The sequence below is a fragment of the Nonomuraea sp. NPDC050451 genome (assembly GCF_044458585.1).
The window spans coordinates 274,433-296,360 of the sequence record NZ_JBITHZ010000014.1 but is presented as its reverse complement, the minus strand read 5'-3'; the positions used below and the strand labels follow the sequence as shown (position 1 = coordinate 296,360).

At 73.4% G+C, this 21,928-nt stretch carries 19 protein-coding genes; 12 read left to right on the top strand and 7 right to left on the bottom strand.

Going from position 1 to position 21,928, the window contains the following annotated elements:
* The first annotated feature begins 36 nt into the window (after positions 1–36).
* From ACIBI9_RS36435 to ACIBI9_RS36410, 6 genes are all read left to right on the top strand, one after another.
* A complete protein-coding gene (locus ACIBI9_RS36435) occupies positions 37–2,589 on the top strand; it encodes a CHAT domain-containing protein (RefSeq protein ID WP_397228955.1) in 2,553 nt (850 codons plus the stop codon).
* Positions 2,590–2,733: 144 nt separating this feature from the next.
* Complete coding sequence (locus ACIBI9_RS36430; RefSeq protein WP_397228953.1) at positions 2,734–4,176, top strand: ABC transporter substrate-binding protein; 1,443 nt, start codon at positions 2,734–2,736, stop codon at positions 4,174–4,176.
* The gene (locus tag ACIBI9_RS36425; RefSeq protein WP_397228951.1) at positions 4,173–5,150 is read left to right on the top strand and encodes an ABC transporter permease; all 978 of its coding nucleotides are present in this window, start codon (positions 4,173–4,175) and stop codon (positions 5,148–5,150) included. Before ACIBI9_RS36430 ends, ACIBI9_RS36425 begins: the two co-directional genes overlap by 4 nt.
* On the top strand, positions 5,150–5,965 hold the full coding sequence (locus ACIBI9_RS36420) for an ABC transporter permease (RefSeq protein ID WP_397228949.1): 816 nt from the start codon (positions 5,150–5,152) through the stop codon (positions 5,963–5,965). Before ACIBI9_RS36425 ends, ACIBI9_RS36420 begins: the two co-directional genes overlap by 1 nt.
* Positions 5,962–6,873, top strand: a complete 912-nt coding sequence (locus ACIBI9_RS36415; RefSeq protein WP_397228947.1) for an ABC transporter ATP-binding protein — start codon at positions 5,962–5,964, stop codon at positions 6,871–6,873. Before ACIBI9_RS36420 ends, ACIBI9_RS36415 begins: the two co-directional genes overlap by 4 nt.
* Positions 6,866–7,510, top strand: coding sequence for an ABC transporter ATP-binding protein (locus ACIBI9_RS36410; protein ID WP_397228945.1), 645 nt, complete (start codon positions 6,866–6,868; stop codon positions 7,508–7,510). The genes ACIBI9_RS36415 and ACIBI9_RS36410 overlap by 8 nt, the downstream gene beginning before the upstream one ends.
* Here ACIBI9_RS36410 and ACIBI9_RS36405 read toward each other — a convergent pair.
* From ACIBI9_RS36405 to ACIBI9_RS36390, 4 genes are all read right to left on the bottom strand, one after another.
* The gene (locus ACIBI9_RS36405; protein ID WP_397228943.1) at positions 7,507–7,857 is read right to left on the bottom strand and encodes an STAS domain-containing protein; all 351 of its coding nucleotides are present in this window, start codon (positions 7,855–7,857) and stop codon (positions 7,507–7,509) included. The genes ACIBI9_RS36410 and ACIBI9_RS36405 overlap by 4 nt on opposite strands.
* Before the next feature lie 112 nt (positions 7,858–7,969).
* Positions 7,970–9,391 (bottom strand): MFS transporter, encoded by a 1,422-nt coding sequence (locus ACIBI9_RS36400; RefSeq protein WP_397228941.1) that lies wholly within the window; start codon positions 9,389–9,391, stop codon positions 7,970–7,972.
* A gap of 108 nt (positions 9,392–9,499) precedes the next feature.
* On the bottom strand, positions 9,500–10,111 hold the full coding sequence (locus ACIBI9_RS36395; protein WP_397228939.1) for a TetR/AcrR family transcriptional regulator: 612 nt from the start codon (positions 10,109–10,111) through the stop codon (positions 9,500–9,502).
* Positions 10,112–10,165: 54 nt separating this feature from the next.
* Positions 10,166–10,609, bottom strand: a complete 444-nt coding sequence (locus ACIBI9_RS36390; RefSeq protein ID WP_397228937.1) for a CBS domain-containing protein — start codon at positions 10,607–10,609, stop codon at positions 10,166–10,168.
* A 248-nt stretch (positions 10,610–10,857) separates the two neighbouring features.
* Between ACIBI9_RS36390 and ACIBI9_RS36385 the strand changes: the two genes are divergently transcribed.
* Together ACIBI9_RS36385 and ACIBI9_RS36380 are read left to right on the top strand one after the other, a co-directional pair.
* Entirely contained in the window at positions 10,858–12,198 is a 1,341-nt protein-coding gene (locus tag ACIBI9_RS36385) for a TrkH family potassium uptake protein (RefSeq protein WP_397229017.1), read from the top strand.
* On the top strand, positions 12,191–12,847 hold the full coding sequence (locus tag ACIBI9_RS36380; protein ID WP_397228935.1) for a potassium channel family protein: 657 nt from the start codon (positions 12,191–12,193) through the stop codon (positions 12,845–12,847). Before ACIBI9_RS36385 ends, ACIBI9_RS36380 begins: the two co-directional genes overlap by 8 nt.
* On the opposite strand, the gene ACIBI9_RS36375 is transcribed toward ACIBI9_RS36380, so the two are convergent.
* Positions 12,844–13,995 (bottom strand): epoxide hydrolase family protein, encoded by a 1,152-nt coding sequence (locus ACIBI9_RS36375; protein WP_397228933.1) that lies wholly within the window; start codon positions 13,993–13,995, stop codon positions 12,844–12,846. The genes ACIBI9_RS36380 and ACIBI9_RS36375 overlap by 4 nt on opposite strands.
* A 63-nt stretch (positions 13,996–14,058) precedes the next feature.
* On the opposite strand from ACIBI9_RS36375, the gene ACIBI9_RS36370 reads away from it, so the two are divergent.
* Positions 14,059–15,021, top strand: a complete 963-nt coding sequence (locus ACIBI9_RS36370; protein WP_397228931.1) for a helix-turn-helix transcriptional regulator — start codon at positions 14,059–14,061, stop codon at positions 15,019–15,021.
* Between the two features lie 11 nt (positions 15,022–15,032).
* A complete protein-coding gene (locus tag ACIBI9_RS36365; protein ID WP_397228929.1) occupies positions 15,033–15,617 on the top strand; it encodes an NADAR family protein in 585 nt (194 codons plus the stop codon).
* Here the strand turns inward: ACIBI9_RS36365 and ACIBI9_RS36360 are convergent.
* Positions 15,596–16,138 carry an RNA 2'-phosphotransferase gene (locus ACIBI9_RS36360; RefSeq protein WP_397228927.1) on the bottom strand — a complete coding sequence of 181 codons (543 nt, stop codon included), beginning with the start codon at positions 16,136–16,138 and terminating at the stop codon, positions 15,596–15,598. The genes ACIBI9_RS36365 and ACIBI9_RS36360 overlap by 22 nt on opposite strands.
* A 133-nt stretch (positions 16,139–16,271) precedes the next feature.
* Between ACIBI9_RS36360 and ACIBI9_RS36355 the strand changes: the two genes are divergently transcribed.
* Together ACIBI9_RS36355 and ACIBI9_RS36350 are read left to right on the top strand one after the other, a co-directional pair.
* Complete coding sequence (locus ACIBI9_RS36355; RefSeq protein ID WP_394491675.1) at positions 16,272–16,811, top strand: DUF892 family protein; 540 nt, start codon at positions 16,272–16,274, stop codon at positions 16,809–16,811.
* A gap of 15 nt (positions 16,812–16,826) precedes the next feature.
* Positions 16,827–19,784, top strand: a complete 2,958-nt coding sequence (locus ACIBI9_RS36350; protein WP_397228925.1) for an FAD-binding and (Fe-S)-binding domain-containing protein — start codon at positions 16,827–16,829, stop codon at positions 19,782–19,784.
* Here ACIBI9_RS36350 and ACIBI9_RS36345 read toward each other — a convergent pair.
* Entirely contained in the window at positions 19,781–21,913 is a 2,133-nt protein-coding gene (locus ACIBI9_RS36345) for an ATP-dependent RecD-like DNA helicase (protein ID WP_397228923.1), read from the bottom strand. The two genes, ACIBI9_RS36350 and ACIBI9_RS36345, sit on opposite strands and share 4 nt — an antisense overlap.
* Positions 21,914–21,928: the final 15 nt, after the last annotated feature.

Sequence of the window (21,928 nt, the reverse complement as noted above, 5' to 3'; positions counted from 1 at the left end):
CGGGACAGCGGGCGTGCAGCGTCGCTCCGGGAGCGGGTGGAGCGCCTGCACCGGCTCAGCGTCGAGGCGACCGACAACGGCCGCCCGGCCCTGGCCGCCCGCAGGCTCCGCCGGGCCCTCGCCCTGCTCGAATCGGCGCCCGAAGGCGGTTCCGCGCCCGACGGCGGTTCCGCGGCCGACGGTGGTTCCGCGGTCGAGGGTGGCGGCGGGGCTGACGACCTGGTCGCCCGGGTGCTGACCAGCCTCGCGCACGCCGAGGCCGAGCAGGGGCGGACCGAGCTCGGGATGGAGCTGCTCGACCGGGCCCAGCGCCGCGCGCCCCCGGCCGAGCTGGCCATCGTGCACGCCCAGCGCGGCCTGATGCACCTGCGCATGGGCGCCGGCACCGAGGCGCTCCGGGAGCTGGACATCGCCGCGCCCATGCTCGCCGGCGGCGACCGGGTCGAGCTGGCCAGGGTGCTGCTCAACCGGTCGGTCATCCACCTCATGGCCGGCCGGATCCGCCTGGCCAGGGACGACGCGCGCCGCAGCGCGCAGGTCGCCCACGCCCAAGGGCACGAGGTGATCGCGGCCAAGGCCCTGCACAACGACGGCTACTGCGACCTGCTGCTCGGCGACGTGCCGGCGGCGCTGGCCGTGTTCGCCCGAGTGGACCGGCTCTACGAGGACGTCAATCCCGGCTTCCGCCCGGTGCTCGCGCTCGACCGCGCCAGGGCGCTGCTGGCGGTCGGCTTGACGGACGAGGCGGGGCGCACGCTCGACCGGGCCATCGACGGGTTCCGCAGGCAGCGCCTGATGCAGGACTACGCCGAGGCCGAGCTGGCCCGGGCCCAGTGCGCGCTCGACGCGGGCCGGCTCGCCGAGGCGCGCGCCCGGGCGCGGCGCGCGGAGACGCACTTCAGGCGCCGGGGGAGCACGGTGTGGGCGCTGCGCGCGGCGCTCATGCGCCTGCGCGGTGAGGAGGCGGGCGCGGCGGGGCGGGTGGCCAGGCGGGCGGCGGAGCTGTCGGCGGGGTTCGCCGCGTTCGACATGGCGGACGACGCCGAGCTGGCCCGGCTGGTCTCGGTCAGGGCGCTGATCGCCGCAGGCCGCCTCCCCGAAGCAACGGCCGCCGCGGCTGGAGGCGTAGTGGTGTCGCGGAGGGCGTCGCTGGAGGTGCGGCTGATGCGGCACCTCGCCGCCGCCGAACTGGCGGGCGCGCACGGGGAGCGGGGCCTGGCGCTGCGCCGGGTGCGGGCCGGGCTGGCGCTCGTGCACTCGCACCGCGGCCGGCTGGGCAGCCTCGACCTGCTGACCGGCGTCGCCGCGCTAGGCGCGGACCTGGCCGCGTACGGGCTCACCACGGCGCTGGCCGGCGGATCGGCCAGGCAGGTGTTCGCGTGGTCGGAGCGCTGCCGGGCGCAGGCGTTCCGCCATCGCCCGACGCGCGCCCCCGAGGATCCCGCGACCGCCGAGGCGCTGGCCGAGCTGCGCCAGCTCGCCGAGCGGATGCGCGCCGACGAGGCCGCGGGACGCCGGCAGCCCGGGCTGCGCAGGCGCTGCCTGGAGCTGGAGCAGGTGATCAGGGAACGCGGCTGGCAGCTCCCCGGCGTCGGCCCCGGACTGGCCCCGGTTTCCGTCGGCGCCGTCGAGGAGGCGCTGGCGGCCGGCGACCAGGCCATGGTCAGCCTGCTCAACGTCAGAGGCAGGCTGCTGGCGCTGGTGCTCGCGCGCGGCCGGTGCCGCCTGTACGAGCTCAGCGCGTACGAACCGGTCGCCGAGGCCGCCCGCCGGCTCGCCGGAGACCTCAACGCGCAGGCCGGGCGCATCCTGCGGCCCGCGCTGAGAGAAGTGATCGAGGCGTCCGTCCGGCGGCAGCTGGCGACCATCACCGACGCGGTCATGGCGCCCCTGCGGCAGGCGTTGTCCGGCGCGCGGGGGATCGTCGTCATCCCGACGATGGGCCTGTCCGCCGTGCCCTGGGGCCTGCTGCCCGACCTGCGCGGCCGGCCCCTGGTGGTGGCGCCGTCCGCGCTGGTGTGGTTGTCGGCCGGGCGGGGGCGGGAGCCGTACGGGCCCGGCGGCCCGCCCGTCCTGGTCGCCGGGCCCGGCCTGGACCACGCCGAGACGGAGGTCGAGCGGCTCGCGGCGGTGCACCCCAAGGCGCGCCGGCTCATCGGCGGGCTGGCCACCGTGTCGGCCACGCTCGATGCGCTGGACGGCGCGTCCTTCACCCATTTCGCCGCGCACGGGCACCACGAGCGCGAGAACGTGTTCTTCTCCCGCCTGGACCTGGCCGACGGGCCGCTCATGGCGTACGACCTGCAGCGGCTCGGCAGGGCGCCCGGGCACGTCGTCCTGTCGGCGTGCGACGTGGGCCAGGCGGTGGTGCGGGCGGGCGACGAGCTGCTCGGCTTCACCGCGGCGCTGCTCTATCTGGGCACGTCCACCGTCATCTCCAGCCCCACCCGGGTGCCTGACCACGTCGCCGAGGAGGTCATGACGGCCTACCACCGGGGCGTGGCCGAGGGCGCCGCCCCGGCCGACGCGCTGGCGGCGGCGTCGGCGGGGGAGCCCGCCGCGACGTTCATGTGCTTCGGCGCCGGCTGATCGTCCACTATTGCAAGCTCCTTGCAACAGATAGTCTTTCGCTCTAAGGTCGCCTGCATGAGGCGCAGATTGGCACTGTTTGCGGCAATTGTCCTGGGATTAACGGGATGTTCGGCTCCCTCGCAGCCCGCGCAGGACACGGTCGTGCTGGGGCTGGGGTCCGAGCCCGACTCGCTCAACCCGGTCCTCGGTTACGCGCCGGACGGCGGGGCGTTGATGTTCGACGGCCTGGTGCGGCGCACGCCCGACCTGAAGCTGGAGCCCGCGCTGGCCGAGTCGCTGCCCGAGGTGGACGGCAAGCAGGTCACCTTCACGTTGCGCCAGGGTGTCACGTTCCACGACGGCAAGGCGCTGACCAGCGCCGACGTGGCGTACACCTATGAGCAGGTGCTGAAGGCCGCCAACAACTCGCCGATCAGGGGCGACTACGCCGCCATCGAGAAGGTGGACGCCCCCGACCCGCGGACGGTCGTCTTCCGCCTCAAGTACCCGTACGCGCCCATCCTGCAGCGGGCCACGCTCGGCATCGTCCCCGCGGGGTCCGATGTGTCCGGCACGCCCGCCGGCACCGGCCCGTACGCGTTCGTGTCCTGGACCAAGGGCGACAAGATCACGCTCAAGGCCAACGAGCGTCACTGGGGGGCGGCACCGGCGATCAAGAAGCTGGTGCTCGCGTACACCTCCGACGACAACGCGCGGGCGACCAGGATGGCCGCGGGCGAGTTCACCGCCACCGAGCTGCCGCCCAAGGCGGTCGCCCGGTTCAAGGGCCAGGCGGGCATGACGGTCCACGAGGTGCCGACCGCCGACTACCGGGGCGTGATGTTCCCCCTCGAACAGCCCGTGACCGGCGACCTGGCCATCCGCAAGGCGCTCGGCCTGGCCGTGGACCGCGCCGCCATGGTGTCGGCGATCCTGGCGGGCTCGGGCAGCCCCGCGTTCGGGCCGGTCGCGCCCGGCACCGACTGGCACAATCCCGCCGTGAACGGCTCCGCCGCCCCCGACCGGGCCAAGGCGGTGGCGACGCTGGAGGAGGCAGGCTGGAAGGCCGGCGCGGACGGCATCAGGGCCAAGGGCGGCACCCCGGCCAGGTTCACGCTCATGTACCCGGCGGGCGACTCGCTGCGCAAGGAGCTCGCGCTGGCCGTCGCCTCCGACGCCAAGCACGTCGGCATCGACGTGCGCCTGGCCGGGCTCGACTGGGACGCCATCGACCAGCGCATGTCGAAGGACGCGCTCATCATGGGCTGGGGCAGCCCGTACGACCCCGACTACACCAACTACGAGCTGTTCCACTCGTCCTTCTCCGGCCAGGGCTACCTCAACCCCGGCCACTACAGGAACCCGGACGTGGACCGGCTGCTCGACGCGGGCCGCGGCACGTCCGACCCGGCCGCCCGCAAGAAGGCCTACGACGAGGTGCAGCAGCGCATCAGCGACGACGCCGTCTGGCTGTACCTGGTCTACCTCAAGCACACCTACGTCGTACGCGGGAACTGGACCGGCCTCACCCCGGGCGTCGAGGCGCACGAGCACGCCACCGGCGGCCTGCTCGGCACGGTCGTGAGCTGGAAGCCCGCCTCGTGACCTGGGTCAGGATCGTGGCGTGGCGGCTGGCGTTCGCCGTGCCGCTGCTGCTGGCGGTGACGTTCGGGATGTTCGCGCTGGCCAAGGCGTCCCCGTTCGACCCCGTACGGCAGTACCTGGGCGAGCGGGCGATGGTCACCAGCCCGCAGATCATGTCCGAGATCAGGGCGAACTGGGGCCTGGACCGGCCGCTCGCCGAGCAGTACGCCACCTGGCTCGGCAACCTGCTCGGCGGCGACCTGGGCGAGTCCAGGTCGCTACGGCTGCCGGTCGCCCAGGTGATCGGCGAGCGGCTGGGCTGGACGCTGCTCGTCGTCGGCTGCGCGCTCGTCCTGATGCTGGTGGCCGGCCTGGCCGTGGGCACGCTGGCCGCCTGGCGGCGCGACTCGTGGCTGGACCGGCTCGTCACCGGGACGGCGTTCACCAACGAGGCGGCGCCGGTCTTCTGGGTGGGCCTGCTGGCGATCTGGGTGTTCTCCGTGACGCTCGGCTGGCTGCCCGCGGGCGGGCTCACCGACGCCGCCTCCGCCACGGTGACGCTGCCCGACCTGCTGCGGCACCTGGTGCTGCCGGTGGCGGTGCTGGCGTTCTCGCAGTCGTCGTGGCTGCTGCTGTTCGTGCGGGAGTCGGTCATCGGCGTGCTGCGGGAGGACTTCGTGACCGGGGCCAGGGCGCGGGGGCTGCGCGAGCGCACCGTGCTGCTGCGGCACGCGCTGCGCTCGGCGCTGCTGCCGTTCGTCACGATCATGGGGGCGCGGGTGCCCGAGCTGGTGACGGGGGCGATCCTGGTGGAGGCGGTGTTCTCCTGGCCGGGCGTGGCGGGCACCACGATCAAGGCGGCGCTGGCGGTGGACTTCCCGCTGCTGGCGGCGCTCACGCTGCTGGCCACGGTCGCCGTGGTGGCCGGCAACCTGCTGGCCGACCTGGCGTACGCGCTGGCCGACCCGCGCGTGCGCGTGCTCGGGGTGAGCTGATGACGCGCAACCGCTTGTCGGCGACGACGCTCGCCGTGCTGGTCCTGGCCGCGGTGCTGGTGCCGCTGGCCGTACGGCTCGACCAGCAGCTGGTGGACCTGCGGGCCGCGGGGCTGCCGCCCACCTGGGCCCATCCGTTCGGCACCGACGAGGTCGGCAGGGACGTGCTGATCCGCTCGATCTACGGGCTGCGCGTCTCGCTCCTGGTGGGACTGGTGGCCGCGGTGGTCAGCGTGACCATCGGCGGGCTGGTCGGGCTCGTGGCGGGCGCCGCCGGCGGGCTCGCCGACCGGGTGCTGATGCGGGTCGTCGACGGCTTCAACTCGCTGCCGCACCTGCTGTTCGGCATCTTCATCGTGGCGCTGTTCGCGCCGGGCGCCACCGCGGTGGTGGTGTCCGTGGCCGTCACCCACTGGACGACCGCCGCCCGGATCGTGCGCTCCGAGGTGCTCTCGCTGCGCGGCCGGCCGTTCGTGGACGCGGCGATCTCCGGCGGGTCGAGCCGGCTGCGGATCGTGGTCCGGCACTTCCTGCCGAACCTGGCGCCGCAGCTGCTGCTGGCGGCCGTGCTGATGATCCCGCACGCGATCTGGCACGAGACGGCGCTCAGCTTCCTCGGGCTGGGCCTGCCCGCCCACCTGGCCTCGCTCGGGAACATGATCAACGACGGTCAGCGGTCGCTGCTGGCGGGCGACTGGTGGTCCAGCCTCTTCCCCGGGCTGCTGATCCTGCTGCCCACGCTGGCGGTGTCGGGGCTGGCCCAGTACGTGCGGGACCGCGCGAACCCGCGCTGGAGATCGGAGCTGGCGCTGTGAGGCTACGCGTGGACGGGCTGTCGGTACGCTTCCGCATCCCCGGCGCGGTCGTGCACGCCGTCACGGACGCCCGTTTCGAGCTGCGCGCGGGCCGCTGCCTCGCTCTCGTCGGCGAGTCCGGGTGCGGCAAGTCCGTGATGGCGCACGCCCTGCTCGGCCTGCTCCCCGGCAACGCCGCCGTCACGGGTCACGCCTGGCTCGACGTGCCGGAGCAGGGCCCGCTTGACCTGATGGCGGCGTCCGAGAAGACGCTCGCGCGGCGGGTGCGCGGGCGCCTGATCGGACTCGTGCCGCAGAGCCCGGCCGCCCACCTCACCCCCGTGCGCACGGCCCGTGCCCAGCTCGCCGAGACCCTGCGCGAGCTCGGCCGCGCCGAGACCCCCGACGCGCTCGCCGAACGCGCGGGCCTGCGCCCGCAGGACCTCGACCGCTACCCGCACCAGCTCTCGGGCGGCATGGCGCAGCGCGTCGCCAACGCCCTCGCCCTGGCCGGAGACCCGCCGCTGATCCTGGCCGACGAACCCACCACCGGCCTGGACCGGCCCCTCGTGGACGCGACCATGGCCGAGCTGCGCCGCCTGTGCGACGAGGGCCGCGCGGTGCTGGTCATCACGCACGACCTGCGCGCCGCCGAGCGGGTGGCCGACGACATCGCGGTCATGTACGCCAGCCGCATCGTGGAGCGCTCGGAGGCGGGCGCGTTCTTCGCCGGGCCGCGGCACCCGTACGCGCGGGGGCTGCTGGACGCGCTGCCGACGCGGCGGTTCGTCCCGATCCCGGGCCTGCCGCCCGAGCTCACCCGGCTCCCGGACGGCTGCGCCTTCCGGCCCCGCTGCGCGCTGGCCACAGCCGCGTGCGCCGAACTGCCCGCCACCGACGAGAAGGGGGTCTCCTGCCATCATGCTTGACGCCACCGGGATCACGGCCTCGTTCGGCCGCCACCGCGTGCTCGACGGGGTGTCGCTGTCCGTACGGCCCGGCGAGGTCCTCGGGCTGGCCGGGCCCAGCGGGTGCGGCAAGTCGACGCTGGCCCGCGTACTCGCCCTGCTGCTGCGCCCGTCGGCGGGCACCGTCACCCTCGACGGCGAGCCGGTGACGCGGTGGCGGCACCGGGCGCCCCGGCGCACCTCGATCGGCCTGATCTTCCAGCAGCCCCGGCTTGCCGTCGACCCCCGCTTCACGCTGCTGGAGGTGATCGCCGAGCCGCTGCGCGCCGGCCGCCTCCCGCTGGAGCGGGCGCACCGGCTGGCCGAGGAGCTGGGGCTGACGCCCGAGCTGTACGGGCGGCGGCCGCACGAGGTGTCGGACGGGCAGCTCCAGCGGGCCTGCGTGGCCCGGGCGCTGGCCCTCGAACCCCGCTACCTGATCTGCGACGAGATGACCACCATGCTCGACGCCTCGACCCAGGCGCACCTGGTCGCCCGGATCGAGGCGTACCGGGAGCGCACGGGGGCGGGGGTGCTGGCCGTCAGCCACGACGCCGAGCTGCTCGACCGCTGGGCGGGCGGGAACGTCCGCGAGTGGGCCCGGGTGGAGCGTTCCTAGGAGGCCAGAGCGGCGGTGATGGCCCCCTCGACCGTGTCGTGCACGGGCACGTGGGCCATGACGCCGGTCAGCTCGAAGAGCCGGGCGGGCATGCGCTGGACGGCGGCCAGGTGGAGTGCGCCGCCGTTCTTGAGGCAGTTGGTGGCGCAGGTCAGCAGGACGTGCAGCCCCGAGCTGTCCATGAAGGGCACCTCCGACAGGTCGAACACCAGCTTCCCCGCGGGCGCCGGCTGGACCTGCGCGACGTACGCCTCGAGCTGGGCGCGGTTGGTGGCGTCCATCTCGCCGATCACGGCGATCACGGTCACGCCGGGCAGTTGCTGGTGCGCCAGCCTCAGTCGCGGCATCTACGCCTTCACCGCTCTCGCCCGGCTTAAGGTGACCATCAATGAAGGATAATGCGCCGGAGTCTTCGGCGATATCCCGGTTTTCCTCGGAGGACAGAGGCCCTGCCTCTACTCAGTGACCGTGGCCGTGACCGACGAACGTCGTGGCCGGTCGGCCCGGCGGCACCAGCCCTAGCGAGACGGCCGCCGCGACCCCCGCGACCATGGCGCACAGCGTGAGCCCCGCGACGAAACCTCCGAGGCCTCCCGCCGCGCCGGGCGCGAGGCTCGCCGCGGCGACCGTCGAGACGGCGGCCACGCCGATCGAGCCGCCGAGCTCGTGGAAGGTGTTGATGACGCCGGAGGCCACGCCGTTCTCGCCGGGCGGGATGTTCGCCATGGTCGTCGTGGTGGCCGTCACGAACGCCGGCCCGATGCCCAGCGCCGCCAGGACGAAGCCCGGCAGCAGTGTGGTGTACGCGCTCGCGTCCGGTGAGATGCGCGTCATCAGCGCCGCGCCCGCCGCGGTGACCACGAAGGACGCCACCGTCACCGGCCGCCCGCCGAGCTTGCCGACGAGATGCCCGCCGAGCTGGGCCCCGATCGTGATCGCGATCGCCACGGGCAGGAAGAGCAGGCCCGTCTCCAGCGCGCTGAACCTCAGCACGTGCTGGAGGTAGAGCGAGCTGAGGAAGAACAGCCCCAGCATCAGCCCCGTCGCCACCAGCATGACGAACGTCCCCGAGATCACCGGCCGCCTGGCCAGGGTCTCGGCGCGCATCAGCGGTGACCGTACCGACCGCTCGACCACCACGAACAGGACGTACAGCAGCACCGACCCGGCCAGCGGCAGCACCGTGCCCGCCGCGCCCCAGCCGGCGTCGCCCGCCGCCACCAGCCCGTAGATCAGCAGCGCCGTCGCCAGCGTGACCACCAGCGCGCCGGGCACGTCGACCCGCTCGCCTCTCCCTCGCGCGGGCGGCACCAGGGCGGGCACGGCCGCCAGCACCACCAGCCCGATGGGGACGTTGACGAAGAACACCCACGCCCATCCCGGTCCGGCGGTCAGCACGCCGCCGACCAGCACGCCCAGGGCCGCCCCGGTGCCGCCGATGGCCGCCCAGACGCCGAGCGCCCGGCCGCGCCGCTCGCCCTGGAAGGTAGTGGTGATGACGGCCAGCGCCGCCGGGGAGAGCAGCGACGCGCCGACCCCCTGCAGCGCCCGCCCGGCGATGAGCGCGGCGCCGCTGCCGGCCAGCCCGCACAGCAGCGAGGCCGCCGTGAACAGCCCCAGGCCCGCCAGGAGCGTGCGGCGGGCGCCGAGCGCGTCCGCGAGCCGCCCGCCGAGCACCATCAGGCCGCCGAAGCAGAGCGTGTACGTGGTCACGACCCAGGTGAGGGACTCGCGGTCGAGCGCGAGGTCCTGGCCGATGGTCGGCAGTGCCACCTGTACGACGGTGATGTCCACGATCAGCATGAACTGGGCCAGGCACAGCAGCACCAGCACTCCCCAACCGCCGGTGCGCCGCCCGGCGGGAGCCGCATCAAGACTCATCCGATACCCTCCTTAACTCGAACACCGATGTTCAAGTTAGCATGCATGAACCATACGTGGGTAGGGCATGCCGAGGGACGCGAGAGCCCGCGCGCCGGGCCGGTGGGGCTACGGGCGGGCGGGCCTGCCGGTGGGGGCGAGCAGCGAGAGCATGGTCTTGGTCAGCACCAGCTCGACCTCTTCGGGCGCGAGCCGCCCCGCCTCACGCTCCTGCGCGGCGCTGTGGATGATCGAGAAGAACGTGGTCACCAGCCAGCCCGACGGCAGGTCCGTACGGAAGTCGCCCGCCCGCTGCCCGCGCACGATGAGCCGCTCCACCCGCCGCAGCGGCCGCTCGTGGTGCTCCCGGATCCGCTCCGTGGCCAGCACCCGGTCGGCGGCCATGAACAGCCGGCGGTGCCGGTCGAGCACCTCCCACGACGAGCGCAGCAGCCGCGCCATGGCCTCGGGTGCGGGGGCCGTGTCGAGCGAGTCGTCCGCCAGCACCGCGTCCGCCGTCTCGACCGCATGGTCGAGCACCGCGTCCACCAGCGCCTCCCGCGACGGGAAGTGGCCGTACAGCGTCACCCTGCCCACCCCGGCGGCCTTGGCGATGTCCGCCACGCTGGCCGTGGGGTCGGCGCTGAGCAACCTGGTCCCGGCTGCGAGGATCGCGGCGATGTTGCGCTCGGCGTCCGCGCGCCGGGCGGGTACGGGCTGTCGTGCCGCGGTCTTGGCCATGCGACCACCCTACGACGCCGTCCCGCCTCCTCCCGGCACCCAGGGCCGCGCGGGTCACAGCTCCAGTACGTGGTCCAGCAGCGACTGCAGCGTGACCGCCCCCACCAGCCGGCCCCCGTCGACCACGGCGACCAGCGGGCTGCGCGTACGCGCCATCAACGCCGCCAGCTCCAGCACGGTCGCCTTCATGTCGGCCACCGGCAGCTCCTTCGGCTGCTCGGGCAGGCACTCCCGCACGGTCCTGCCCCCGAGCCGGCGCAGGAACAGGTCGGCGTGGGCCTCGTCCACCACCCGGGCCAGCGCCGGGTCGTCCTGGCAGTACGCCGGCACCGCGAGCCGCAGCACCTGGGTGCCGGGCAGGATGCTGAGGGGGCGCCCGTCGGGGTCGACCAGGATGAGCCCTGGCAGGTCCTGCTCCGCCAGGAGCTTCGCGGCTTCCAGCGCCGGGGTGTCCAGAGTGACCGTCGGGAAGTCGACGGCGAGATCGCGTGCGCGCATCAGTGGCCTCCGGCGCCCAGCCTACGTCGCCCCGGCCGCCCGCTCGCACCCCTTCTGCGGGGAGACGCGGGTGTCAAGATCGCGTGGGGTTCGCGTCAAGAAGGCGTAAGTGCGCCGGCGTCACCCGGGCCTGTTACGGTAGTGCGCGGTGCGCCGGGAAGTCTGGTCGGCAGGGATGTCGGCTGGGGTTCGACGGGGGAGGCGCCATCGATGCGTGACCTGTGTGGCGGGGCCAGGTGATGAGCATGATGCCGTCGTTCCTGACCCGTTTCCGCCACCCCGCCCAGGTCGTGGCCGCCGGGTTCGGGCTGGCCATCACGATCGGCACCGTGCTGCTGTCCCTCCCCATCGCCACCACCGAGCGCGCGCCCGCCGACTGGGTCGTCGCCCTGTTCACCGCCACCTCGGCCGTATGCGTCACCGGGCTGGTGATCGTGGACACCGAGTCGCACTGGTCGGTGTTCGGGGAGGTGGTGATCGCGGGGCTCGTGCAGGTGGGCGGGCTGGGGATCATGACGATGGCCACCCTGTTCACCCTGCTCGTCTCCGGCCGGCTCGGGCTGCGGGCCAGGATCGCGGCGCAGGCGGAGACCAAGACGATGAGCATGAGCGACGTGCGCCGCGTCGTGCGCAAGGTGGTCCTGTTCAGCCTCGTGTGCGAGGCCGTCGCCGCCGTCGTGCTCACCGCCCGGTTCGCCCTCGGCTACGGCGAGCCGTTCGGCCGGGCCGCCTACCTGGGCGCCTTCCACTCGGTCACGGCCTTCAACAACGCCGGGTTCGCGCTCTGGCCCGACAACCTCGTGCGGTTCGTCGGCGACCCGTGGATCTGCCTGACCATCGCGCTCGCGGTCATCGTCGGCGGTCTCGGCTTCCCCGTGGTGTTCGAGCTTGCCCGCTCCTGGCGGCACCCGCGCAGGTGGAGCGTGCTGACCAGGGTCACCGTGGGCGTGAGCGTCACCCTGCTGGTGCTGGGCACCCTGGTCTTCCTCATGACCGAGTGGCGCAACCCCCGCACGCTGGGCGCGCTCGACGACCCCGGCAAGCTGCTGGCCGCGTTCTTCACCGCGGTCATGCCGCGCTCGGCCGGGTTCAACACCCTCGACGTCTCCCAGATGTACCCGTCGAGCTGGCTGGCCACCGACGTGCTGATGTTCATCGGCGGCGGCAGCGCGGGCACGGCGGGCGGGCTCAAGGTGACCACGTTCGGGCTGCTGGCGTTCGTCGTCTGGGCCGAGGTGCGCGGTGAGAGCCGGGTCAACATCGGCCATCGCAGGCTCCCCGAGGCCACGCAGCGCCAGGCCGTCACGATCACGGTGCTGGGCGTCACGCTGGTCGCCGTGTCCACGTACGTGCTGCTCGCCCTCACCCCGCACGGCCTGGACCAGGTGCTGTTCGAGGTGGTCGCGGCGTTCGGCACGGCGGGGCTGACCACCGGCATCACCCCGAGCCTGGGCACGGCCGGTCACCTGCTGCTGACGGTGCTGATGTTCATCGGCAGGATCGGCCCGCTCACCATGGGCTCCGCGCTGGCGCTCAACCGGCGCACCCGACATTACGAGCTACCCGAGGAGCGAGTCATCGTTGGCTGACAACAACCCCGTCGTGGTCATCGGCCTCGGCAGGTTCGGCACGTCGCTGGCGCTGGAGCTGACCCGGCGCGGCACCGAGGTCCTGGCCATCGACAGCCGGCCCAAGGTCACGCAGAGCCTGGCCGGGCGGATCACGCAGATCGCGACCGCGGACGCCACCGACATGGAGGCGCTGCGCCAGCTCGGCGTGCCCGACTTCTACCAGGCGGTGGTGGCCGTGGGCGGCGACATCGAGGCCAGCATCCTCACCACGTCGCTGCTGGTCGAGCTGGAGATCAACGACATCTGGGCCAAGGCGATCAGCACCCAGCACGGCCGGATCCTGAGCCGCATCGGCGCCCATCACGTCGTCTTCCCCGAGCACGACATGGGCGAGCGGGTGGCCCACCTGGTGAGCGGGCGCATGCTCGACTACATGCAGGTGGACGAGGACTTCGCGCTGGCCAAGACCACCCCGCCCAAGGAATACGTCGGCGTCCCCCTCGGCCGCTCCAACCTGCGCCGCAAGTACGGCGTCACCATCGTGGCGGTCAAGGCGCCGGGCGAGGAGTTCACCTACGCCACCGCCGAGACCGAGCTGTCCTACGGCGACGTCGTCCTCGTCTCCGGCCGGACCGAGCAGGTCGAGCGCTTCGCCGAGCTGCCCTAGCGGAGCCCGCGGAAAAACTCGCGCAGGTCCGTCGCCAGCAGGTCCGGGGTCTCCAGCGCCGCGAAGTGGCCCCCGCGGTCGAACTCCGTCCAGCGCACCACGTTGTGCACCCGATCGGCCAGCGGCCGCACCGAGAAGTCCGTCGGGAGGACGGCCGCCGCGGTGGGCACCGTCCCCCGCTCCTTGGGCGCCCACGCGCTGAAGTCGTTGAACCGCTCGTAGTACGTGTGCGCCGTCGACCCCGCCGTCTGCGTGAACCAGTAGATGCTGACGTCGGTGAGGATCCGGTCCCGGTCGACGGCGTCCTCGGGCAGCTTGGCCGCGGGATCCGTCCAGTCCTTGAACTTCTCCACGATCCAGGCGAGCTGCCCGGCCGGCGAGTCGTGCAGCGCGGCGGCGATGGTCTGCGGCCGGGTGCCGTGCAGCTGCATGTACGCCCCGAGCTTGTCCTGCCACTCGCGCATCCCGGCCATCCGCGCCTGCTCGGCCTCGTTCAGCGAGCCCATCACGGCCGGGTCGGGGAAGGTGAGCAGGCCGTTGACGTGCACGCCGATGACGTGGTCCGGCGCGGCCCGGCCCATCAGGGGAGCGATGAAGGCGCTCACGTCGCCGCCCTGGACGCCGTACCGCTCGTACCCGATCCGGGACATCAGCTCCACGAGCGCGGCCGCCGTGCGGCCGTCCGTCCAGCCGGTGCCGGGCAGCGGGCCCGAGAAGCCGTAGCCGGGCAGCGACGGGATGACCAGGTGGAAGGCGTCCTCGGCGGCGCCGCCGTGCGCGACCGGGTCGGTGAGCGGGCCGATGACGTCGAGGAACTCGACGACCGAGCCCGGCCAGCCGTGCAGGAGCAGCAGCGGGGTGGCCTCCGGCGCGGCGGAGCGGATGTGCAGGAAGTGCACGTTCGCGCCGTCGATCGTGGTCGTGAACTGCGGGTACGCGTTCAGCGCCGCCTCCTGGGCGCGCCAGTCGAAGCCGTCGGCCCAGTGCTCGGCCAGGGCGCGCAGGTAGCCGGTGGGCACGCCGCGCTCCCAGTCGGTGCCGGGCAGCTGAGGGGCCCAGCGCGTACGCCGGAGGCGGTCGCGCAGGTCGTCGAGGTCGGCCTGCGGGATGTCGATGTGGAAGGGCGTGACCTGGGAGGTGTTCGTCATGTCTCCGACAGTAGAAGGAATTGGTGACAGGTTCTGGCACCGATGTCGGGCAGAATCGCATCCATGTTGGAGACCTCGGCTCGGCTGCTCCGCCTGCTGTCCCTGCTCCAGTCGCGCATGGATTGGAGCGGCGCCGAGCTGGCCGAACGCCTGGAGGTCGGCCTGCGCACCGTTCGGCGCGACATCGAGCGGCTGCGCGAGCTCGGCTATCCCGTGGACGCCACCCCCGGCGTGGCCGGCGGCTACCGGCTCGGCGTGGGCGCCGCGCTGCCGCCGCTGCTGCTGGACGACGAGGAGGCGGTGGCCGTGGCGATCAGCCTGCGCACGGCCGCGACCGGCAGCGTCGCCGGGCTGGAGGAGGTCGCGCTGCGGGCGCTGGCCAAGCTGCACCAGGTGCTGCCGTCGCGGCTGCGGCACCGGGTGAGCGCGTTCCAGGCGGCGACGGTGCCGCTGGCGGGCGCGGCGGCCCCGGAGGTGAACGCCGACGTGCTGGCCGGGCTCGCCGCCGCCTGCCGCGACCACCGGCGCCTGCGGCTGCGCTACTGGGGACGGGACGGCGTCACGGCGCGCGAGGTGGAGCCGCACCGGCTCGTGCACACGCCGCGCCGCTGGTACCTGCTGGCGTGGGACGTGGCCAAGGAGGACTGGCGGACGTTCCGGGTGGACCGGATCGAGGGCCCGTTGGGGGAGCCCGGGGCCCGGTTCGCGCCGCGGGCGGTGCCCCAGGAGGACGCGGCCGCGTACGTCTCGCGCGCCATCACCTCCGCGCCCTACCGCTACCAGGCGCGCATCCTCTTCCACGCGCCCATGGAGGCGGTCGCGCCGCGCACCTCGCCCGGGGCCGGGCGGCTGGAGGCGGTGGACGCGCGCACGTGCCTGTTCCAGGCCGGCTCCAATTCGCTGGACGAGCTGGCGATCCACGTCGCGGCCAAGGGCTTCGACTTCGAGGTGCTCGACCCGCCGGAGCTGGTGCCGGTGCTGCGCGAGGTCGCCGACCGCCTCATGAGAGCGGGCTCGCGAGCGTAAGGTATGGGGTCATGTCCGACGAACTTCCCATGACCGTGGACGAGGCCGTCGCCGCCGAGCAGTCCGGCCGGCACGTCAAGTACCTCTACTTCTGGGGCCACCAGCCCGCCCGCGACGGCGGTGCCGGACCGGGCTGCCTCAGCCAGTGGTGGCCGGTCACCTTCATGGAGGACGGCCACACCTACGCCTCGGCCGAGCACTACATGATGGCGCACAAGGCGTGGCTGTTCGGCGACGGGGAGAGCGCGGATCAGATCCTCGCGGCCGGTCACCCGGGCGAGGCCAAGAAGCTGGGCCGGACCGTACGGGGCTTCGACGAGCCCACGTGGGACGCCCACCGCTTCGGCATCGTGGTGCGCGGCAACGTCGCCAAGTTCGGGGCGCACGACGACCTGGCGGAGTTCCTGCTCGGCACGTCGGGCCGGGTCCTGGTGGAGGCGAGCCCGCTGGACCGGGTGTGGGGCATCGGGCTGGCGGCCTCGGACGAGCGGGCCGCGTCACCGGCCGCGTGGCAGGGCGCCAACCTGCTCGGCTTCGCGCTGATGGCCGCCCGCGACACCCTGCGCGCCCGGCGTCAGGAGGGAAACCGCAGGTAACCGGGCGGCACGTGGTCGGCCAGCCACACCCCGTTGGCGCTGACCCGGAACTCGTGCCCGTCGGCGTGCATCGCCCCGGCCGCGACCACCAGCACCACGGGCACGCCCCGCCGCGCGCCGACCCGCGTCGCCGTCTCCCGGTCGGGCGACAGGTGCACGTGGTGCCGGTTCATGGGCCGCAGCCCCTCCTCCTTGATCGCCGCCAGGAACCGGCCCACGGTGCCGTGATAGAGCACCTCGGGCGGTTGCACGGCGGGCAGGTCGAGATCCACCGGCACCGAGTGCCCCTGGCTCGCCCGGATCCGGCCGTCCTCGATCGCGTAGCGCCGCTTGTCGTTGGCCTCGACGACCTTCCACAGCTCCGCCGCCGTGATCGGGAACCCGTGCTCGGCCGCCGCCCGCAGCAGCGTGTCCACCGGCACCCACCCGTTGGGGTCCAGCGTGAGGCCGATGCGCCCCGGGTCGTGCCGCAGGTGCCTGGCCAGGTATTTGGAAACGCGTATCAAACGCCGCTCGTCCATCACCGCCATGATCCCGCGCCCGTCAACCGGGTTTCGGCGTGGCCGTCCCCGGGTGTCGCAGCCCGCCTGCGACGTCCCGCAAAGTTACCTTTGACCAGGGGGAACTCCTCGCCGGGGGAAGGACAGGACAGACATGAGCCACACCGACGACTTCGTGCTGGACGTCACCAGGATCCGTGACCAGGTGCGGCAGAAGATGGACGAAGGTCCGATCACCGGCACCTTCGGGCACGACCCGCAGAAGGTCATCAACATCCTCAACGACGTCATCGCGACCGAGGTGGTGTGCTGGCTCAGGTACACCAGGCACGCCATCTCCGCCAAGGGGATCGACCGGGCGCAGGTGTCGGCGGAGTTCACCGAGCACGCCCAGGAGGAGCTGCAGCACGCGCTGCGCGCCGCCGAACGCGTGAGCCAGCTCGGCGGGGAGCCCGACTTCGACCCCGCCAGCCTCGTGCGGCGCTCCCACACCGACTACCAGGTCCCCGACGACACCGACCTGCGCGGCCTGCTGGAGGCGAACCTCTGGGCCGAGCGCATCGTCATCTCCACCTACCAGGAGATCATCCGCTGGCTGGGTGAGGGCGATCCGACGACGCGGCGGCTCATGGAGGCGATCCTCGAAGAGGAAGAGGAACACGCCGACGACCTGACCGATCTGCTCGGCGTCTAGGGCGAGGGGCGGACGATGGCGGGCGGAGCCATGGACAGCCTGGTCAGCACCCCGGCCGCGCGCCCGCGCCGAGCGCGCGAGATCGACGTGGAGCCGCTGCGGCGGCGGCTGGAGGAGACGGTCGACGGCGAGATCCGGTTCGACACCGGCAGCCGCGCCGCCTACGCGCGGGACGCCTCCAACTACCGGCAGGTGCCCATCGGCGTCGTGGTGCCCTACACGCTCGACGCCGGGGTGGCGGCGGTGGCCGCGTGCCGGGCCCGCGACGTGCCGGTCCTGTCGCGGGGCGGCGGCACCAGCCTGGCCGGGCAGTGCTGCAACGCGGCCGTGGTGATCGACTGGTCCAAGCACTGCGGCGCGGTCGAGTCCGTGGACGTCGCGGGCAGGCGGATCACGGTGCAGGCCGGCGCGGTGCTGGACGCGGTCGACCACGTGCTGGAGCCGGAGGGCCTGATGGTCGGGCCCCGGCCGTCCAGCCATCCGACCTGCACCATCGGCGGCATGATCGGCAACAACTCGTGCGGGGCGTCCGCGCAGGCGTACGGGAAGATGTCGGAGTCGGTGCTGCGGCTGGAGATTCTCACCTACGACGGCGTGCGCGCGTGGGTCGGGCCGACCGACGACGCCGAGTACGCCAGGATCCAGGCCAAGGGCGGGCGACTGGCCCAGATCTACCGGCAGCTGCGCGAGCTGCGCGACGACACCATGGAACTGGTGCGCACCCGCTTCCCCAAGCTGGAGCGGCGCATCTCCGGCTACAACCTCGACCAGCTCCTGCCGGAGAACGGTTTCAACCTGGCCCGCGCCCTCGTCGGGAGCGAGGGCACGCTGGTGACCGTGCTGCGCGCCGAGCTGGCCGTCGTGCCGAGACCTGCCGCGCGGTCGCTGGCGGTGCTCGGCTTCGAGGACATCTTCGAGGCGGCCGACGCCGTCCCCGCCGTGGCCGGGCACCGGCCGCTCGCGCTGGAGGCCATGGACGACCGGATGTGCCGGCTCGCCCGCCAGGAGCGCCCCGACGATCCCGCGCTCCGCGACCTGCCGGAGGGGCGGGGGTGGCTGCTCGTGCAGTTCGGCGGCGACACCGCCGAGGAGGCGCTCGAACGGGCGCACGGGCTGATGCGCGACGTGGGGCAGCACGCGACCCACACCTTCCTCGGCGACCCGGCCAAGGAGGACGAGCTGTGGCGCTGGCGCGAGGCCAGCCTGGGCGTGGAGGCGTACCCGCCGGGAGGGCGGGAGACGTACGAGGGCTGGTCGGACGCGGCCGTGCCGCCCGAGCGGCTGGGCGCGTACCTGCGCGACTACGAGCAGTTGCTGCGGCGCCACGGCTACGCCGAATCGGCGCTGTACGGGCACTTCGGACAGGGGTGCGTGCACGGGAGGCTCCCGCTCGACCTGCACACCGACGACGGGATCGCCCGATACCGGGCGTTCGCGGAGGAGGCGGCCGACCTGGTGGCCGCCTACGGCGGCTCGCTGTCGGGGGAGCACGGCGACGGGCAGGCGCTGGCCGAGCTGCTGCCGCGCATGTTCGGCGACGGGGTGGTGGAGGCGTTCGGCCGGTTCAAGGCCGTCTTCGACCCGCGCAACCGGATGAACCCCGGCAAAGTCGTCCACCCCAACCGCCTCGACCAGGACCTCGGCCAGCGGCACTTCTACCCGCTGGAGCCCCGGCAGAAGTCCTTCGACTACCCGCGCGATCACGGCCGGTTCGGGCCCGCGGCCACCCGGTGCGTCGGGATCGGCAAGTGCCGCCAGCACACCTTCGAGGGCGGGGTGATGTGCCCCAGCTACCGGGTGACCCGCGAGGAGGAGCACTCCACGCGGGGACGGGCCCGGCTGCTGGGGGAGATGGTACGCGGCGAGCTGATCGCGGACGGCTGGCGCTCGGCCGCCGTGCGCGACGCGCTCGACCTGTGCCTGGCCTGCAAGGGCTGCAGGTCGGAGTGTCCGGTGAACGTCGACATGGCCACGTACAAGGCCGAGTTCCTGTCCCACCACTACCGGCGCCGGATCCGGCCCCGCGAGCACTACTCCATGGGCTGGCTGCCGCTGTGGGCGGCGCTCGCCTCCACGATGCCCGGCCCGCTCAACGCGCTCGCGCACACGCCGGGCCTGTCGCGGCTGGTCAAGGCCGTCGCGGGGGTCGCGGCCGAGCGGGAGCTTCCCCGTTTCGCGAAGGAGCGCTTCACCGACTGGTTCAAGCGGCGGGGCCCGGCGCGGCCGGGCACGCGGGGCAAGGTCGTGTTGTGGGCGGACACGTTCACGAACAACTTCGACCCGCACATCGGGCAGGCGGCGGTGGGCGTGCTGGAGGCGGCCGGGTTCGAGGTGCACGTGCCGCCGGTGGCGCTGTGCTGCGGGCTGACCTGGATCTCCACCGGACAGCTCGGGGTCGCGCGGCGGGTGCTGGCCCGCAGCGTGCGCGCGCTGCGGCCGTGGGCGGAGTCCGGGGTGCCGGTGGTGGGGCTGGAGCCGAGCTGCACCGCCGTGTTCCGCGCCGACGGGCCGGAGCTGCTGAACACGCCGGACACGCGGCTGCTGTCGGAGCGCACGCTGACGCTCGCGGAGCTGCTGGAGTCGCGGGCACCCGACTGGCGCCCGGCCTCCTCGGGCGGGGAGGCCGTGGCGCAGGTGCACTGCCACCAGAGCGCCATCATGGGCTACGACGCCGACCGCGCCGTTCTCGACCGCTTCGGGATCCGCACGGAGGTCCTGGACGCCGGCTGCTGCGGCCTGGCCGGGAACTTCGGGTTCGAACGCTCGCACTACGACGTCTCGGTGGCCTGCGCGGAGGAGTCGGTCTGGCCCGCCGTGCGGGCGGCGGGCCCGAACCAGGCGATCCTCGCCGACGGCTTCTCCTGCCGCACCCAGATCGCCGCCTCCCGCACCGGCCGCCAGGCCCGCCACCTGGCCGAGCTCCTCGCCACGTCGCTGTCCCGCCCGAGCTCCGGGGGACCGCCGCCGGGCTAGCTTTCCAGGGCGAGGGCCAGGCGGCGGGCCAGGCCGGTGTTGCGCCGGTGGCCGATCCGGTGGACGGCCAGCTCCAGCGCCTCCCGCTGGCCCACCAGCACCACCCACGCCTTCGCCCTGGTCACCAGCGTGTAGAGGAGCTTGCGGCGCAGCATGATTCCGCCCGACTCGGCCACGATGGGCGCCACCACGAACGGGTATTCGCTGCCCTGCGACCGGTGCACGCTGATCGCGTAGGCGTGGGTCAGGTCGTCGAGCTCGTCGAAGCCGTAGCGCACCCGCTCACCGTCGTCGGTCAGGATCTCGATCGTGCGCTCCTCCTGCACGACCGCCGTCACCGTGGCGGTCTCGCCGTTGAAGACGCCCTTGTCGTAGTTGTTGCGGATCGGCATCACCCGGTCGCCCACCCGGAACACCGACGCGCCCGACCAGTGCTCCGGCTTGTCGTCGGCCGCCGGGTTGAGCTGGTCCTGGATCAGGCGGCCGAGCGCCGTGGCGCCCGTCTCGCCCTTGCGCATCGGGCACAGCACCTGCACCTGGTCGGGCTCGACGTTCTGCTTGCGCGGGATCGCCACCATCGCCAGGTGGGCCACCCGCCGCGCGACCTGGGCGGGGTCGTCGAGCTCCTCGAACCAGAACCCGCCGCCGGCCGTCCTGATCGGGAGCCGGCCGGCGCGGATGCGGTGGGCGGCGTCGATGATGCCGCTGCCGCCCGCCTGCCGGAAGACGTGGGTGAGCTGCACCCGCGGGACCGCCTCCACGCGCAGCAGGTCGGCGAGCACGTCGCCGGGCCCGATGCTGGGCAGCTGGTCGCCGTCGCCGATGAGCAGCAGATGGCTCCCGGACGGCACGGCGGCGGTCAGCCGGGTGGCCAGGTGGAGGTCGAGCATGGACGCCTCGTCCACCACGATCAGGTCGGCCTGCGACGGCGTCTCGTCGAACAGCGTCTCCGGGTCGGGATCGGGCTGGCGGGCGAGCATCCGGTGGATGGTCATCGCCGGCAGCCCGGTCAGCTCCGAAAGGCGCTTGGCCGCCTTGCCCGTGGGCGCGGTGAGCGTGACCGTGCCGCCCGCCGCCCTGACCGTGGTCGCGATGGCCTTCACCGTGTGGCTCTTGCCGCACCCGGGACCGCCCGTGATGATGGAGACGGTGCTGGTCAGGGCCATGTTGACGGCGGCCTGCTGGTCCTCGTGGAGCCCGGGGTCGTCGGGGAAGGAGCGCAGGGGGAGCGTCGAGCGGGCCCGCATGAGCCGGGTGATCTGCTCGGTCAGCGCCGCCTCCCTGCCGTGCACGTGCTTGGCGTACGCCACCGCCAGGCCCGGCTGGTCGGGCGCGACCTCCACGACCACCCGGCGGTCGGCCACGAGCGCGTCGATCATCGGGCGCACCAGCTCCTGGTCCTGCTCGATCAGCTCCGCCGTCTCCCGCACCAGCGCGGGCACCGGCACGAAGCAGTGGCCGTCGCGGCTGCCCGCCGCCTCCAGCCGGTCGAGCAGCGCCGCCTTGACCCGCTGCGGGCTGCGCTCGGGCACCCCCGACTGCAGCGCGATCTTGTCGGCGATGCGGAACGCGATCCCCCGCACCCGCCCGATCAGCCGGTAGGGGTCCGTGGCCAGCACCTCGTCGGCGTCCTGCCCGAACACCTGGTAGATCTTGGCCGCCAGCAGCGGGCTGACCCCGAGCCCCTGCAGCGTCACCATCAGCGCGGCGATCGCCTTCTGCTCCTGCCACGCCTGGACGATCTGCCCCTGCCGCAGCGGCCCGATGTTGACGACCTCGGTGAGCCGCTCGGGCTCGCTGTCGATCACTTTGAGCGTGGCCTCGCCGAAGTGGTCGACGATCGCGTACGCCAGGCGCGGCCCGATGCCCCTGATCAGCCCCGACCCCAGGTAGATCCGGATGGCCCGGACCGAGGAGGGCACGATCCGCTCGCACCCGCTGACCGCGAAGCGCCGCCCGTAACGGGCATGGCGGCCCCACTCGCCGAAGAGCCGCAGCGTCTCGCCCGGCTGCACGCCCGCCAGCGCCCGCCCGGTGGCCACGAAGTCGGGCTCGCCGTCGGCGCTCATGCGCGCGACGGTGTATTCGTCCTCCCGGACGTAGACGAGCTGCTCGACCGACGCCTCCACACCGCAGATCCAACC